Source organism: Chryseobacterium sp. DT-167 (assembly GCF_058310155.1).
In genome coordinates this window covers 84,119-98,962 of record NZ_JBZEEQ010000004.1, presented here as the reverse complement: position 1 = coordinate 98,962, position 14,844 = coordinate 84,119, and the positions used below count along the sequence as shown (strand labels likewise).

At 34.8% G+C, this 14,844-nt stretch carries 16 protein-coding genes; 3 read left to right on the top strand and 13 right to left on the bottom strand.

Features of this window, described 5'->3' with window-relative positions:
* Positions 1-7 precede the first annotated feature (7 nt).
* Complete coding sequence (locus AC4FQ5_RS07300) at positions 8-1,105, bottom strand: OmpA family protein (RefSeq protein WP_491142024.1); 1,098 nt, start codon at positions 1,103-1,105, stop codon at positions 8-10.
* 24 nt (positions 1,106-1,129) lie between these two features.
* Complete coding sequence (folK, locus tag AC4FQ5_RS07295) at positions 1,130-1,543, bottom strand: 2-amino-4-hydroxy-6-hydroxymethyldihydropteridine diphosphokinase (RefSeq protein ID WP_491142022.1); 414 nt, start codon at positions 1,541-1,543, stop codon at positions 1,130-1,132.
* A gap of 18 nt (positions 1,544-1,561) precedes the next feature.
* Here folK and sppA point away from each other — a divergent pair, with 18 nt between their 5' ends.
* Positions 1,562-3,316 carry a signal peptide peptidase SppA gene (sppA, locus tag AC4FQ5_RS07290; RefSeq protein WP_491142020.1) on the top strand — a complete coding sequence of 585 codons (1,755 nt, stop codon included), beginning with the start codon at positions 1,562-1,564 and terminating at the stop codon, positions 3,314-3,316.
* Between the two features lie 67 nt (positions 3,317-3,383).
* On the opposite strand, the gene AC4FQ5_RS07285 is transcribed toward sppA, so the two are convergent.
* The 6 genes from AC4FQ5_RS07285 to lnt form a co-directional block, all read right to left on the bottom strand.
* Positions 3,384-3,644 (bottom strand): GlsB/YeaQ/YmgE family stress response membrane protein, encoded by a 261-nt coding sequence (locus AC4FQ5_RS07285; RefSeq protein ID WP_300351825.1) that lies wholly within the window; start codon positions 3,642-3,644, stop codon positions 3,384-3,386.
* 56 nt (positions 3,645-3,700) lie between these two features.
* Complete coding sequence (gene ftsY / locus AC4FQ5_RS07280; RefSeq protein WP_263003514.1) at positions 3,701-4,654, bottom strand: signal recognition particle-docking protein FtsY; 954 nt, start codon at positions 4,652-4,654, stop codon at positions 3,701-3,703.
* Between the two features lie 106 nt (positions 4,655-4,760).
* Positions 4,761-4,913, bottom strand: a complete 153-nt coding sequence (locus tag AC4FQ5_RS07275) for a DUF4295 family protein (RefSeq protein WP_082002123.1) — start codon at positions 4,911-4,913, stop codon at positions 4,761-4,763.
* A gap of 19 nt (positions 4,914-4,932) precedes the next feature.
* Positions 4,933-5,115, bottom strand: a complete 183-nt coding sequence (gene rpmG / locus AC4FQ5_RS07270) for a 50S ribosomal protein L33 (RefSeq protein WP_027373683.1) — start codon at positions 5,113-5,115, stop codon at positions 4,933-4,935.
* A gap of 3 nt (positions 5,116-5,118) precedes the next feature.
* Complete coding sequence (gene rpmB / locus AC4FQ5_RS07265; RefSeq protein WP_034760742.1) at positions 5,119-5,361, bottom strand: 50S ribosomal protein L28; 243 nt, start codon at positions 5,359-5,361, stop codon at positions 5,119-5,121.
* A 209-nt stretch (positions 5,362-5,570) separates the two neighbouring features.
* Positions 5,571-7,211, bottom strand: coding sequence for an apolipoprotein N-acyltransferase (gene lnt, locus AC4FQ5_RS07260; RefSeq protein ID WP_491142015.1), 1,641 nt, complete (start codon positions 7,209-7,211; stop codon positions 5,571-5,573).
* A 52-nt stretch (positions 7,212-7,263) separates the two neighbouring features.
* Here lnt and AC4FQ5_RS07255 point away from each other — a divergent pair, with 52 nt between their 5' ends.
* Entirely contained in the window at positions 7,264-7,689 is a 426-nt protein-coding gene (locus AC4FQ5_RS07255; protein WP_491142013.1) for a VanZ family protein, read from the top strand.
* 119 nt (positions 7,690-7,808) lie between these two features.
* Here the strand turns inward: AC4FQ5_RS07255 and proC are convergent, their stop codons facing one another.
* The 5 genes from proC to AC4FQ5_RS07230 are packed head-to-tail and all read right to left on the bottom strand — an operon-like array spanning position 7,809 to position 11,967.
* Positions 7,809-8,612 carry a pyrroline-5-carboxylate reductase gene (gene proC / locus AC4FQ5_RS07250; protein WP_491142011.1) on the bottom strand — a complete coding sequence of 268 codons (804 nt, stop codon included), beginning with the start codon at positions 8,610-8,612 and terminating at the stop codon, positions 7,809-7,811.
* Between the two features lie 25 nt (positions 8,613-8,637).
* Complete coding sequence (locus tag AC4FQ5_RS07245) at positions 8,638-9,195, bottom strand: hypothetical protein (RefSeq protein WP_491142009.1); 558 nt, start codon at positions 9,193-9,195, stop codon at positions 8,638-8,640.
* A gap of 10 nt (positions 9,196-9,205) precedes the next feature.
* Positions 9,206-10,219: a UDP-N-acetylmuramate dehydrogenase gene (gene murB / locus AC4FQ5_RS07240; RefSeq protein ID WP_491142007.1), complete on the bottom strand. Its 1,014-nt coding sequence runs from the start codon at positions 10,217-10,219 to the stop codon at positions 9,206-9,208.
* A 49-nt stretch (positions 10,220-10,268) separates the two neighbouring features.
* Positions 10,269-10,754, bottom strand: a complete 486-nt coding sequence (locus AC4FQ5_RS07235; RefSeq protein WP_491142006.1) for a hypothetical protein — start codon at positions 10,752-10,754, stop codon at positions 10,269-10,271.
* Positions 10,755-10,761: 7 nt separating this feature from the next.
* The gene (locus tag AC4FQ5_RS07230; RefSeq protein ID WP_491142004.1) at positions 10,762-11,967 is read right to left on the bottom strand and encodes a pyridoxal phosphate-dependent aminotransferase; all 1,206 of its coding nucleotides are present in this window, start codon (positions 11,965-11,967) and stop codon (positions 10,762-10,764) included.
* A gap of 280 nt (positions 11,968-12,247) precedes the next feature.
* On the opposite strand from AC4FQ5_RS07230, the gene AC4FQ5_RS07225 reads away from it, so the two are divergent.
* Positions 12,248-14,794, top strand: coding sequence for a fibronectin type III domain-containing protein (locus AC4FQ5_RS07225; RefSeq protein ID WP_491142002.1), 2,547 nt, complete (start codon positions 12,248-12,250; stop codon positions 14,792-14,794).
* Positions 14,795-14,844 lie beyond the last annotated feature (50 nt).

Here is a 14,844-nt window from a genome sequence, read left to right as displayed (position 1 = left end):
ATCGTGATTATTTAGGACAACCACTGTTATCTGCAACTCCCGCAACAGTAACACACTTGTCATATAAATCAATAACACCGTCAAGATCCATATCCAAAGCGACACCTGAACCGTCAACTCTTGCTCCGGAAGGAGTATTCAGCTCTCTGTCCCAGTCGTCACAAACTCCGTCATTGTCATTGTCACCCTGAGTACAGACTACAAGATCACTTGCAGTGTTTTCAAGAAGATGAGTTTTGTAATAAACCTCCTGTAATGGGTCGTGCCATGCTAAATGGGACTGATGTTTTCCTAACTTGAATGATAATCCTAAGTTGAAAGCCATCATTGCATCAGAATAAGAATCATTGATCAGATTATAATTAAGTCTGTATCCATTTGATCCTTCAACTTCTCGTACACCGCCACCGCCATCGAATTCTTCATCGAAGCTGTTGATATACATTACTCTTGCCTCTACGTCAATCAGTCTGGATACATTATATTTTAAACCAACTCCGGCCTGCATGAAAAATGATGCAATCCCTAATTTCTGATCCACCATGATTGGAAAATTGGGTGGGTTTGTCTGCCATTGAGATATGTCATTATCAATTAATTCGGTTTCGTAACCTTGGAATCCTCCTCCCAAGTACCCGTGAAGAGCCCATCTGAAAGGTGATTTGTTATCAACTCTTCTCAAAAGATTTGAAAAGTTAATGTCTCCCAATATTGATACCTGATGGAATTTCGTCCAAGCATTAGCAACACCCGCTTTAGGATTTGCTGGAAGTTGGGCTTGTTGATTGGTTTCCCCCATCTGGTATTGCAAACTCACACCAAAAGTATGTGAGATTTGTTTATCAATGCTTGCGTAAGCATTCCAACCCCAATTGATTTTATCTCCGTAAAAAGATTTCACGTCTGCAAAGGTCATAAAAGCGGGACCTCCACCAATTGATACGGACCAATCGTTGAATCGTCTTGCTTTGTTGTCAAATTTTTGAATATTTGCAGAACCAGAAGAAAAAGTATTGGGATACTGGTCTGAAGTATTAACCGCAATACTGTCTTGAGCATAAGTTGCAATAGGCAAAGTGGCCAATAAGAATAAACCTAATTTCATACAATATGTTTTATGTTTTTTTGATTAAATAAAATCTTTTAATAATATTCTGGAAAAATCTCTTTCAAAAAGATGTTTTTTATGAGGGATCTCTAATCTTTCTGAATTGAACTTTATCGCATCATACGTAACAATATCAATATCTATAATTCTATCTGTATAGCTTCCCGATATCTTTGAATCATTACTCCTCCCCATTTCAATTTCAGTTTTTTTTATAAAATTCAAAAGCTGAATTGGTGAGAGATGCGTAAATATTATTGATGCAATATTACAAAAATTATTTGAACTTACAAATTCTACAGGCTCAGATGTTAAATATTCACTGTTTTTTAATATTTCACCTACTTCTTTTAGCTTTTCCAATGCGGTATCGATGTTATTTTTTTTATTACCAATGTTACTTCCCAGTAACAAAACTACCTTATGCTGCGACATATTGAAAAATGATTATTTATGAAGAGTTTCTTTAAAAATGTATTGGCAAATATAGTCGCAATTGCGATATTGTGTGTTGTGTTTTTCTTCTTTTTTATTATAATGATTGCATTTGGATCAATGAGTAATGAAAAATCTGTGAGTGTAAAAAAGAATTCTGTTTTGACAATTAACCTTAAAACAGATATTATTGACAGTCCTACAGAAGATCAGCAAAGTATTTTTAGTATGAGCGAAAAAAATACAAGTGTGCTTATATATGATGTTTTGAAGGCAGTGAGAAAGGCCAAAACAGATGATAATATTAAAGGTATCAGCATTGAGGTTGATAATCTGAATGCCGGAATTACACAAATTGACGATTTAAGGGCGGCAATTCAGGATTTTAAAAAGAGTGGAAAATTTGTTTATGCTTATGGCAATACGGTTTCCCAGTCTTCTTATTATTTAGGATCTGTTGCAGATCAGTATTATCTTAATCCATCTGGCGGAATTGAGTTGAAAGGTCTTTCAACAGAAGTGACTTTCTTTAAAGACTTTGCTGAAAAATACGGAATTGGTATTGAGGTGATCCGACACGGAAAGTTCAAATCTGCGGTTGAGCCATTTCTAAGAAATGATATTTCCCCTGAAAACAAAGAGCAGTTGAGCACGCTTTTGAATGATATCTGGGGTAATACTGCTTCTAAAATAGCATCATCAAGAAAAATGGATGCTGCTCAGTTTAAAACTGTAGTTGACAGTCTGTACGGAATGATCCCAGATCAGAGTTTGCAATACAAGCTTGCTGATAAACTTATTCAGAAAACTGAATATGATCAGATGATTAGAACCAAACTTAGTCTAAAGGAAGATGATAAATTAAACAAAATTTCTCTGACGAAATATATCGATTCTTTTACCGACGATGACAAAGCCGGAGAGAAAGTAGCGGTACTTTATGCTTCAGGTTCTATCAACAATGGTGATGAGTACAGCGAAATTTATTCTGATAAATATATAGAATATATCAAAGATCTGCAGGATGATAAAAAGGTAAAAGCTGTAGTTTTAAGAATTAATTCTCCCGGAGGAAGTGCAAATGCTTCAGACGAGATTTTATTTGAACTTCAGCAATTAAAAAAGAAAAAACCTTTGGTTGTTTCTTTCGGCGATTATGCTGCTTCCGGCGGTTATTATATTGCAATGGCTGCTGATAAAATTTATTCTGAACCCAATACACTTACAGGATCTATCGGGGTTTTTGGTGTATTGCCGTATTTCAAAGAATTGGCAAACAGAAACGGCGTACGTTCTGATATTGTTGCAACGAATGCTAATGCAGCATATTATTCTTCATTAAATGGATTAACGCCTTACGGAGTAAATTTGATGACCAGAAGTGTAGAAGGTACCTATAAAAGATTTGTACACTTTGTGACTCAAAACAGAAAAAAATCTTTTGAAGATATTGATGCGATCGGTGGAGGCAGAGTGTGGAGTGGAACCCGTGCAAAACAAATCGGTTTAGTAGATGAGCTGGGAAGTCTTGAAGATGCTGTAAAATTTGCCGCACAAAAAGCAGGTTTAAAATCTTACAAGGTTTCTTCTTATCCTAAGAAAAAGACAGCATTCGAGCAGATTTTTGAAGATTTAAATGAAGACGATATTTCTGCAAGAGTAATTAAAAATAAAATTGGTAAAGCAAATTATGAGATTTTCCAACAGATTACAGATCAAAAGCTGAAGTCTGAAGTAAAAATGGAAATGCCTTATCAGATTAAAATCAACTAAATTATATTGTTCATAAAAAATCCGGATTTGAAATTTTCAAATCCGGATTTTTTATTATGTGAAATTTTTAGTTCTTTTTGGTTAGCATTTCATAAAGCCAGATAACCAGTACTGCACCACCGATAGCGAGAAACCAGCTTTTAAAATTCCAGAAGGAATCTACATCTCCCCAATGTAAAACATAGACGCCGATAAGACCGCCTACAAAAGCACCTACAATTCCTAAAATAATAGTGATAAGCCAACCACCACCTTGTTTTCCTGGCATAATTAATTTAGCAAGAGCTCCTGCTATCAGACCGAAAATAATCCATGTAATGAATCCCATAGTTTTAATTTTTTAACGTTAATAATTTGGTTTATTTTTTAAGAAATAAAGATTAGTTATCTCTTCTTGAAAAATGAATCTACAAACTCCGTACCATTAAATAATTGCAAATCCTGCATCTTCTCACCAACGCCTATATATTTCACAGGAATCTGAAACTGATCAGAGATTCCGATTACTACACCACCTTTTGCGGTTCCGTCTAATTTTGTTACTGCCAAAGCATTGACTTCGGTCGCAGCTGTAAACTGTTTTGCTTGTTCGAAAGCATTTTGTCCGGTTGAACCATCCAATACCAACAAAATTTCGTGAGGAGCATCAGGAATTACTTTCTGCATCACTCTTTTAATTTTAGAAAGCTCATTCATCAAATTGATTTTATTGTGAAGCCTTCCTGCGGTATCAATAATGACAACATCTGCATTTTGTGCAACTGCGCTTTGTACTGTATCAAAAGCAACAGAAGCCGGGTCAGAACCCATTTCCTGCTTTACAATGGTTACTCCGGCTCTTTCACTCCAGATCGTGAGCTGATCTACAGCTGCGGCACGGAATGTGTCTCCCGCTCCCAAAACAACTTTTTTTCCGTCAGCTTTAAACTGATGAGCCAATTTTCCGATTGTTGTTGTTTTCCCAACACCATTTACCCCTACAACCATGATAACATAAGGTTTTTTTGAGGTGTCGATGTTTCCTGTATTTGCCTGTGGATTTTCCAGCAGTAATCCCGAGATTTCTTCGCGCAGAATTCGGTCAAGTTCGCTTGTATTGACGTACTTGTCTCTTGCGATACGTTCTTCGATTCTCTGGATGATTTTGATGGTGGTAGACGCTCCTACATCGGAAGCGATAAGTATCTCTTCAAGGTCGTCAAGAACCTCGTCATCTACTTTGCTTTTGCCGACTACGGCTTTGGTCATTTTTTCAAAGAAACCCTGATTTGATTTTTCCAAACCTTTATCTAAAGTTTCTTTTTCTTCTTTTTTAAAAATATTTTTAAACCAACTCATCTTAGAATTTTGATTTTTATAAGCTTACTTTGTCTTGTACACACAAAGATAACAAAAAAACTACCCAAAATATGAGTAGTTTCTGTATTGTAAATAAAGTAACTGATTATTTTTTCAAATAAGCGTCAACTTCGTCTGCATTCATTACTTTTTCTTCGAAAACGTAAGCTTCTGATTTAGAAGACTTCACCATTTTCACGACTTTAGTCATTTTTTTTGACTGTCCGCTCTGTAGGGTTGCTACTACTTTCTTTGCCATGGTAAGTTATATTTATAAATTACTTGATTTCTTTGTGAAGGGTAGATCTTTTAAGAACCGGATTGTATTTTTTCAATTCCAATCTTTCTGTAGTGTTCTTTTTATTTTTTGTAGAAATGTATCTAGACATTCCCGGCATACCGCTTTCTTTGTGTTCTGTACATTCAAGAATTACTTGAACTCTGTTTCCTTTTTTTGCCATGATTTAGTTCTTTTTAATCAATCCTTCTCTGATGCCTCTTTCGATAGCCTCTTCGATTCCAATCTTGTTAATGATTCTCAATCCATGAGCTGATACTTTTAAAGTAACGTGCTTATCTTGCTCTGGAAGGTAAAATTTCTTCTCCAATAAGTTAATTTCAAAACGACGCTTCGTTTTGTTATTAGCGTGGGAAACGTTGTTACCAACCATTGCACGCTTTCCTGTTATCTGGCAAATTCTTGACATATCTCGATGTTCTTATTTGTATAATATTTGAGGTTGCAAAATAACGAATAATTTTTTAGACAGACAAATTTTATACAAAACTTTTATAATAATAATTTGCCTTTTTAATTTATTTTGAGTCAAACCAGATTTAATAATTGTTTGATAGAGCGTTATTAAGCGATTTCTAAATTTTTATCTTAAATGCATCTTTTAGTAATTTAAAATAGCTACACTTTCTTTTTCTGCAATTTATTCTGAAGCCGTTTAATTAAAAAATAAAAAAGAAGGAAGCCAAAAGAAAATATCGAAAATCTGGTGAGCAGATCTCCGGCTTTTACATAAAATGTTTCTTGATCATAAAGATTAACTTTAGCAAATAAAGCAGTCTGATCGCCATAGAAAGTATCTTCCAAAACTTCGCCTTTGGCGTTGATATGGGCAGAAATTCCGCTGTTTGCAGATCGGGCAATTTCTCTTCTGGTTTCGATTGCTCTTAGTTTTGCGTAGGATAGAAGTTGTTTGTGCCCTTCCGTAACGCCCCACCACGAATCATTGGTAACGATGGCTAAAAAGTTGGCTCCTTTTTTTACATAATCGGTTACAAATTCTCCGTAAATACTTTCATAACAGATAATCGGAGCGATTTTTCCTTTATTGTAAGGATTTGAAAATGCTACACGTTCTTTATCTGTTCCGAGAGAAGCTACAGTTCCGCCTAAATTCAGCATTGCGTCGCCCAATATTGGCTTGAAAACACTCATGTAAGGAAAGATCTCAACGCCCGGAACCAGTTTCCCTTTGTGATAAACTTCTACTTTTTGGTTGGGAACAATCTGTATCGCAGAATTGTAACTCTCAACCCACAATTGAGGATTCAGCTGATAAGCTTCTTTGGGTAAATTTTCTGCGTTTTTGTAAAGTCGGTGCGATGAAATTCCTGTTGTGAAAACAGAGCCCGGATGTTTTGCTAAAAATCCTTTCACGTCATTCAGAAGTCCGCTTTTTTCAAAGGCAGCTTCTGAAATCGAACCTCTTCCCGGTATTGCTGTTTCAGGAGCAATATAATAATCTATTTTACCTTTTGTATTTTGTTCGGCAAGTGAAAGCAACTCGTTGACAATGGTAATGCTGTCTTTTGAATATTTTTCGGCATAAGGATCGAGAGCGGGCTGTAGCATTAAAACATTGACTTCACCAATTGGTTTTTCATCAAAATTATTAAATTTCACTAAAGAAATAATCATCGGTACAATGATTAATAATGCTACAATAGAAGAATTTCTGATGAGGTCTTTTCTTTTTCGTCCGGCTTCAAAAGCTCTTATGGTATAAAATATCAAAACATTAATCAATAATATCCAGAAGCTTCCTCCTGTTGCTCCCAGAGTGTCATACCATTGAATTAATTTTGGATAATCTGAAAAAACATTTCCCAAATTCAGCCAGGGCCAGGTGAATTCCCAGTTTAAATGAAATTTCTCAAAACTCATCCAGATCGCTACAAAAAAAGCCAGCCCCCAATAGCTTCCCTGTGCATTTTTATACCAGTGATAACATTGAAATACCAATGAATATAAAAACGAATTGACCAAAACCGGAAAAACAACTGCCAATAGCGAATGGCTTCCGTCAGGGTTTTTTGAGCCATATAACCAACCTGTAGTGACGATGTTCCAAATGATGAAACATAGGTAGGAGAGTCCGAAAACGACCCAACTTTTTCTTTTGAACTGTGAGAATTTAGACACGCCGTGTTCCATCATCAGAAGCGGAACAAGTGCGAAAAATATAAAAAACGGAATTCCGTACGTGGGCCATGATATGGACAAAAGCATCGCTGAAATGAGCGTAAGTAAAACGTATTTCATTAAATTATTTTAACACACAAATTTACTGTTTTTGAAATGAATAACTTTGCAAATGATGTTAAAGAAATTTTACAAATTTTTCATTTTTCCTTATACGATTTTTCTGCTCTATCTCATGTTTTTTGGGATGGGAAGATTTCAGTATGAAGATAATATTGTAAGAATAAAGCCTGTTGTTTCCACGCTTTGGTTTATTCATGAAACGGTAAGTTGGTTTGATATTTTTAAAATTGTTGCTGGAAATGTTGTAATGTTTATTCCTTTCGGATTTTTAGGTTGGGTTTTCCCTCAGCTGAAAGATTTGAAAAGTCTGATTATTACTTTTGTTTCTGTTATTGTGATTGTTGAGGCACTTCAGTATTTTTCAAGACTTGGAGTTTTTGATATAGACGATATTATTTTAAATACTTTTGGCGTGTATTTAGGATTTTTAATGAAGAATTTTATCGAAAGACGATTTGCTAACTTGATTGTTTGAAATATTTAAGGAAATAATTTTTCGTAAAGTTTGTCATTCCGCAGGAATCTCAACATACTAAAAATAAAGCAGTTTAGATTCCTCTGGAATGACAACTATCCGCTGAAAAATTTTGATTATTACCCATTCAATTCTTTTGCTCTTTTTTCTGCGTTTAAAATTCCTTTTTGTAGAATTTCTTTAAAATTGTTGTCTTCAAAAGTTTTCAGGGCTGCCTCGGTTGTCCCGCCTTTTGATGCAACATCTTTTATCAGTTCTTCTAAGTTTTTATCGGAATTGTTAATCAAATGATACGCTCCCAACATGGTTTGTTTTACAAAAAGTTTTGAGAGATTTTCATCAATTCCCATTTGCATTCCTGCTTTTATCATGGCATCAACAATGTAGTAGAAATACGCCGGTCCGCTTCCGGAAAGAGCTGTTACCCCATCCAAAAGATTTTCGTCTTCAAGATACACTGATCTTCCGGTGCTGTTTAAAAGCCTTTCGATATTGATGAGCTGACTGAAAGAAATTCCTTCTGCAGAAGTATAGCCTGTAATTCCCATTCCCAGAAGAGTGGGTGAGTTGGGCATTGCTCTCACCACTAAAGGATGATTCAATAATTTTTGAATTTTTTCAATCTTGATTCCTGCCATGATCGATAAAACCATCTGGTTCTCTTTTAGCCTGAAATGAAGATTTTCTGCAACATTTTTAAAATCCTGTGGTTTTACGGCAATGATAACTAAATCTGCCTGTAATTCATGAACCTCTTCAAAAATTGAAATCTTTGATTTTGGAAATTCTTCCGATATTTTTTGAATTTTGGATTCGTTTCTTGTAATAAGGTGTAGGTTTTCAGGCTTTATCAGTTCGTATTTCAGGAATGATTTTGAAAAAGATAAGCCCATGTTCCCGGCTCCGATGATGGCAATTTTCATTTGTGTGTGTTTGTTTTAAATTTTGTTATTCTTTTAAATACTTTCTAAAAACTTTAGAGTAATTATCATTAAAATTAATTAATTCTATGTTTTTAAATTGAATTTTGTGAGGCTTTTTGTTTATTTTTCCGGTAGCATCATAGTTTTTAATAACTACTGATTTTTCGTTGAGGTCTAAAATTTCACCAATCGAGAAAATATCCTTGTCCTTTTTCGAGCTCTCAACAATGCAATGGAAATTTTGTTTTTTTATTGATTTGAAAAGTGATTCGAAGTTTTTTAAAGAAGTGTTATCTATTATTTTGTAATTGAATTTAATCAGATTTTCTTCAGAATAAATATGTTTTGAAACTTTATTAAACTTATTATAGCGAATGCTTTTAAGTCTTTTGAAAGGCACAATTTTGATTCCACTCATTGAGAAATCATAAGTTTCTTCAATCATTATAAAATCGTCAGAAAACTTCACAATAAAACCGGATATCGAAGATTCATCATCAAGAATAATTCTCACAAAATCAATTTTATCAATATGCTTTTGAATTAACTTTTTTAATTCTTTCTCGGTTAAATCTTTTGACATTATGATTTTTTTAAATAATATTCACCTCCCTCTCCAATTCAATCCCAAACTTCTCCTTCACAGAATCAATGATCATCGTAGAAAAATCAAAAATTTCTTTTCCGCTTGCGTTTCCGGTTGCGTTGATGATGACTAAAGACTGTAATTTGTGTGAAGCAACGTTTCCGATTTGTTTTCCTTTCCAGCCGCATTGTTCGATCAGCCAGCCTGCGGGAACTTTCACGAAATCTCCGTTCGGATATCCCTGAATAGTTGAAAATTTTCGCTTTAAATCTTCAAATTGAGTTGAAGGAATTGTTGGATTTTTGAAAAAACTTCCTGCGTTTCCGGTAACTTTTGGGTCGGGTAATTTGCTTTGTCTGATATTGATGACGGCTTTAGAAATATCCTGAATCGTAGGTTTTTGAATTCCCAAATTTTCCAGTTCGGTTTTTATTGCGCCGTATTCGGTTTTAATGATGTGATTTTCTCTTGTCAATTTAAAAGTGACTTCCAAAATCACGTATTTTTCTTTCCCTTCCTGCTTAAAAATAGAATCTCTATAGCCGAATCTGCATTTTTTAAGATCAAATTCTTCAACTTCTAAAGTGTTAAGATTTAAAACTTTACAGTTTACAAAAATATCTTTTATTTCGGTTCCGTAAGCTCCGATATTTTGTATAGGTGAAGTTCCTACGTTGCCGGGAATGAGCGACAGATTTTCCAGTCCGCCGTAGTTTTTATTTAAGCAAAATATCACAAATTCATGCCAGTTTTCTCCTGCTTTTGCGGTTACCAGAATTTCATTTTCGTTGATTACTTCTTCTGAAATTCCTTTTAAATTAAGCTGAACGACTAATCCGTCAAAATCCTGAGTAAATAGAACATTGCTTCCTCCTCCTAAAAAAAGAAGCGGTAAAGGTTGAGATTTTAAGGGTTTGAGAGATTCAATCAATTCTTCCACCGAATGTACCTCTGTAAAGTATTTGGCTTTTGCATCTACACCAAAAGTATTATAAGCTTTTAAAGAAAAATTTTCCTGCATTGAGAAGAAGTTAAATGTTTTTGAATTGTTTTTAGCAAAAAATATAGATCTACGGATGTTGTTTAGGAAGTATACTTTCGAGTTTAATTTTAAATTCTTCAAATTGTCTGTAGTGAGTGTCGCTGTAAGCATTGACGAAGACGTGAGAATTTTTTGTGGTTTTAATCTGAAAAGTTTCATCTATACCGTCGAGATGCTGAATGCTTGGTGAGCTTTCTATCAGGCTTAAATCTTTGATTTTAAATGAAGAAGTCAGATTTTTCCAGGTTTTAGGAGTGATGGCTTTGTGCCACTCTTTGTGTTTTTCACCTGCATTCATCCCTGTTTCAAGGTGTATGGAATCTTTTGTTATTTTAATGATTCTGTAATTGCCTTGTTCGCCACCAACGTTGGATAATCCAATAAAGGTAATTTCTTCCAGATTTCCTGATGAAGAATTATTGTCTGAAGTTTTTTTGCTGCATGAAAAAAAAGTCAGCAATAAAAACATTGAAAAAAATATTTTCAAAACGTTGTTTTTTATTGCTGACACCATTTTTACTTTAGAAATTAAATTCCAGTTTATATTTTTCTAGTGCATCTTTTAAAATGGCTGCACTTTTTCTAAGATCTTCCTCTTTAAGGACGTAAGCAATTCTTACCTGTTTTTTTCCTAGTTCAGGATTGCTGTAAAATCCTCCTGCCGGAGCAACCATGATGGTTTCATTGTTTAAAGAATATTTTTCAAGAAGCCATTGAGCAAATTTTTCGGTATCGTCTACCGGAAGTTCTGCAACGCAGTAGAATGCACCTTTAGGTTTCGGGCAGATTACTCCTGGAATAGCATTTAGTAAATCTACCAAAACATTTCTTCTGTGTGTGTATTCTTCTCTTACGGCTCTGATGTAAGCTCCGTCATTTTGGTGAGCAGCGGTTGCGGCAATCTGTCCTAAAAGTACAGGGCTTAATCTTGCCTGTGCAAAAAGCATTGCGGCATCGTGAATTTTTTTAGAACGGGTAATCAGACATCCTATTCTTACGCCACACATAGAATAACGCTTTGATTCTGAATCGATAATGATACAGTTTTCTGCCAATTCAGGAAAAGCAAACATGGATATTTGCTGTTTTCCGTCATAAACATATTCTCTGTAAACCTCATCTGAAATAATGACAATGTCATATTTTAAAGCAATATTGGCTAATTGCTGAAGTTCTTCTCTTGTATAAAGATATCCTGTGGGATTGCCGGGATTGCAAATAATGATTGCTCTTGTTTTTGCAGTAATTTTTTTCTCAAATTCTTCGATTGGAGGTAAGGCAAATCCTGTGTCAATTATAGAAGGTACGGCAACAACGTTTACATTGAATGTGCTTGTAAATCCGTTGTAGTTAGCGTAATATGGCTCCGGAATGATTACTTCATCGCCGTCATCACACAGAGTAGAGATTGCGAAGTTTAATGCCTCTGATCCTCCGTTTGTTACAATGAAGTTGTCGGGAGTAAGGTCTGTAAAATCCAACGAATGATAATATTCAGTCAATGCTTTTCTGTACTCAATATTTCCTTCTGAAAGTGCATATTCCAATACTTTTAAATCAATGTTCTTTAAAGCATTCAAAGCTGTTTCCGGAGTTTCGATATCTGGCTGTCCGATATTTAAATGATATACTTTCGTTCCTCTTTGTTTTGCTTTTAAGGCAAAAGGAACCAGTTTTCTTACCGGTGAAGGCGGCATCTGTTGTGCTCTGTTTGAGATATTAGGCATTGTACTAAAATTTGTGTGACAAAAATAGGATTAAATTCTTAATAAGGAAAACTATGTTGCGAATGTTATATTTTATTGAATTTTAAATTCTATTTAAAATTTTAACATAAATTTTATTTTATTTAATTAATTAAATTATTTTTAATGAAATTTTGTTAATATTTTGAATGAATTAAAATTATGTTTTTATTCTTAAATATTGAAAATTTAATATTAAATAAATATTTTAAATTGATTTAAGTTGATTTTTTATTACTTTCGCATATATTAAATTAATGATATGAAAATAAATCGATTTTTTGGAATCGCCAGTTTGGGATTATTGCTCTCATCGGCAAGTTTATCGGCACAATACTATTATCCTGTAGCATTATCAGGCGGGTTTAATGGTGATGCAATTGCAAATGGCGTTGGACCAGCAGCATCAAGTACAACTATCCCCATAGACAATGGGAGTTCTACATCGGAAAATAATGCCTATTTGTCCAAAGATTATCAACCTACAGCTGCAAGTCCAGTACTTACATTTGGACTTCCAATTAATGGTCAGTTTTGGGGTGCTGTAACTACGACGCAAGGACTTACTTATCAGCTTGCTCCTTACACTGGTCAAAATACTCTAAAATTAAGTGCTACTGGTGATACAGGAACGCTTTCGTTTACGACTGCTACTGCTGCAAATAATTTATATCTCTTGACTACTGGTGGAGGTGGATCTGGTGTTTTGAGTGCAGTAGTAAATTTTAGTGATGGTACCACTCAATCATTTACCAACTTAGCTGTTGCAGATTGGTATAATGGAACCGGATTTGCAATACAAGGTATTGGTAGAGTGAAAATTGATACTGATGTAGTCGATCCAGCTGGTGGTACAAATCCTAGGATGTATCAAATTCCTATGGCAATAAATGCTGCAAATCAATCCAAAACGATCACAAGTGTTGCTTTAACTAAAACATCTGGTTCTGGATTACTTAGTGTGTTTGCTATTTCCGCAGATAAATATAGTTCTTGTGTTGCACCAACTGCAATTACAGTATCTGCAATTGCTGCAACTTCTGCCACTGTAAGTTGGACTGCACCATCAACGCCACCAAGTAGTTATGATGTATATTATACTTCTGCCACTGTTGCGCCAAGTAGCACTACTGCACCTTCTGTTGCTGGAGTTACTGGAACTACAACGCCAATTGGTGTATTAGTATCTAATACTAAATACTATGTATGGGTAAGATCAAAATGTGGTGCTACAACAGGAGAGTGGGCATACGCAACGAGCTTCACTACAGCTTGTTCTATCTTTACAGTCCCATATACGGAGAATTTCGATACAACAAGTACAGGTTCTTCTTCAAATAATAATGCTCCAAGCTGCTGGTCATATTTAGAGACCGCATCATCTGCAGGTTATGGGTATGTAACAACAACTTCTCCTTACTCTTCGCCAAATTCTTATTATTTATACAATTCATCTGATAATACGGGAAGTCAAATGTTGGTTTCACCTCCAACTACGAACCTATCAAGTGGTACAAAACGAGTAAGATTTTATGCAAGAGGTAGTTCAGCGGGTTACACAGTATTGGTAGGTACTCTATCGAATGCTGCAGATCCTACTACTTTTACACCAATTGGTTCTGCTATTACATTGACTACTACTCAGACACAATATACTGTTAATATTCCTTCTGGATCTAATTTGCAATTAGCATTTAAACATGGTTTGGGAGGTACCTTTAGAAGTGTTTATTTAGATGATATTACAGTTCAAGAAATTCCTTCTTGTGTTGAGCCTACTGCAGTTACATCATCCAATATCATGATTAATTCGGCAAATATTGGTTGGACGGCTCCTGCAACAGCACCTGCAAACGGATATGAAGTGTATTATAGTACATCAAATACAGCTCCTACTTTTACTACGGTTTTGAATGCGACCAATTCTACAACATCAACGACTTTGTCTGCTTCATTGAATGGGCTTGCAAGTGCTACTACATATTATGCTTGGGTAAGGTCTGTTTGTAGTGCAACAGATAAAAGTGTTTGGAGTGCCTCGCCAACAACATTTACAACAACCTGTACTTCTACAAATGTTCCTTATACTCAAGATTTTGAAAGTGTAACAGTACCTGCTTTAGCAAATTGTACTACAGTTCAGAATTTAGGAACAGGAAATATGTGGGCAACTAATTCTCCCGCAGGTTATGGGTTTAATTCTAAAGTTTTAAGTTATCTGTATCATAGTACTAATGCGGCAAATACATGGTTCTACACACAAGGAATTAATCTGACGGCAGGAACTCAATATACGATTAGTTATAAATACGGAAATAACGGAGGAACAACATATGTTGAGAAAATGAAAGTTGCATATGGAACAAGCGCAGATGCTGCTGCTATGACAAATGCAATTGCTGATTATCCGAATATTACAAATAATACGACTGCAATAACAGAAACTATTAATTTCACACCTACTACAACAGGTATTTATTACTTTGGCTTCAATTGTTATTCTATAGCAGATAGAAACCGTTTGTACTTAGATGATATATCAATTACACAGTCATCTCTGGCAACATCTGAAACTGCTGCTAAAAAAGAAGTGAAAGTTTATCCGAATCCTTTCAAAGATGTACTCTATATTTCTGAAACGAAAGATGTCAAATCAGTGACTGTGTATGATGTCGCAGGTCGTATCGTAAAACAAGTAGATGATGCCTCTAAAGAAATTCATGTAGGTGAATTGAAAGAAGGAATGTATTTAGTAAAAGTAAGCTTCAGAGACGGAACAGAATCTGTTTCAAAAGCAATCAAGAAATAACCTTTATTTTTGAATTATTTATTTAGCAGCTGTACAAATGTATGGCTGCT

Coding starts and splice junctions, on each gene's coding strand:
- AC4FQ5_RS07300 (WP_491142024.1), bottom strand. CDS start 1,105: ATGAAATTAGGTTTATTCTTATTGGCCACTTTGCCTATTGCAACTTAT.
- folK (WP_491142022.1), bottom strand. CDS start 1,543: ATGTCGCAGCATAAGGTAGTTTTGTTACTGGGAAGTAACATTGGTAAT.
- sppA (WP_491142020.1), top strand. CDS start 1,562: ATGAAGAGTTTCTTTAAAAATGTATTGGCAAATATAGTCGCAATTGCG.
- AC4FQ5_RS07285 (WP_300351825.1), bottom strand. CDS start 3,644: ATGGGATTCATTACATGGATTATTTTCGGTCTGATAGCAGGAGCTCTT.
- ftsY (WP_263003514.1), bottom strand. CDS start 4,654: ATGAGTTGGTTTAAAAATATTTTTAAAAAAGAAGAAAAAGAAACTTTA.
- AC4FQ5_RS07275 (WP_082002123.1), bottom strand. CDS start 4,913: ATGGCAAAGAAAGTAGTAGCAACCCTACAGAGCGGACAGTCAAAAAAA.
- rpmG (WP_027373683.1), bottom strand. CDS start 5,115: ATGGCAAAAAAAGGAAACAGAGTTCAAGTAATTCTTGAATGTACAGAA.
- rpmB (WP_034760742.1), bottom strand. CDS start 5,361: ATGTCAAGAATTTGCCAGATAACAGGAAAGCGTGCAATGGTTGGTAAC.
- lnt (WP_491142015.1), bottom strand. CDS start 7,211: ATGAAATACGTTTTACTTACGCTCATTTCAGCGATGCTTTTGTCCATA.
- AC4FQ5_RS07255 (WP_491142013.1), top strand. CDS start 7,264: ATGATGTTAAAGAAATTTTACAAATTTTTCATTTTTCCTTATACGATT.
- proC (WP_491142011.1), bottom strand. CDS start 8,612: ATGAAAATTGCCATCATCGGAGCCGGGAACATGGGCTTATCTTTTTCA.
- AC4FQ5_RS07245 (WP_491142009.1), bottom strand. CDS start 9,195: ATGTCAAAAGATTTAACCGAGAAAGAATTAAAAAAGTTAATTCAAAAG.
- murB (WP_491142007.1), bottom strand. CDS start 10,219: ATGCAGGAAAATTTTTCTTTAAAAGCTTATAATACTTTTGGTGTAGAT.
- AC4FQ5_RS07235 (WP_491142006.1), bottom strand. CDS start 10,754: ATGGTGTCAGCAATAAAAAACAACGTTTTGAAAATATTTTTTTCAATG.
- AC4FQ5_RS07230 (WP_491142004.1), bottom strand. CDS start 11,967: ATGCCTAATATCTCAAACAGAGCACAACAGATGCCGCCTTCACCGGTA.
- AC4FQ5_RS07225 (WP_491142002.1), top strand. CDS start 12,248: ATGAAAATAAATCGATTTTTTGGAATCGCCAGTTTGGGATTATTGCTC.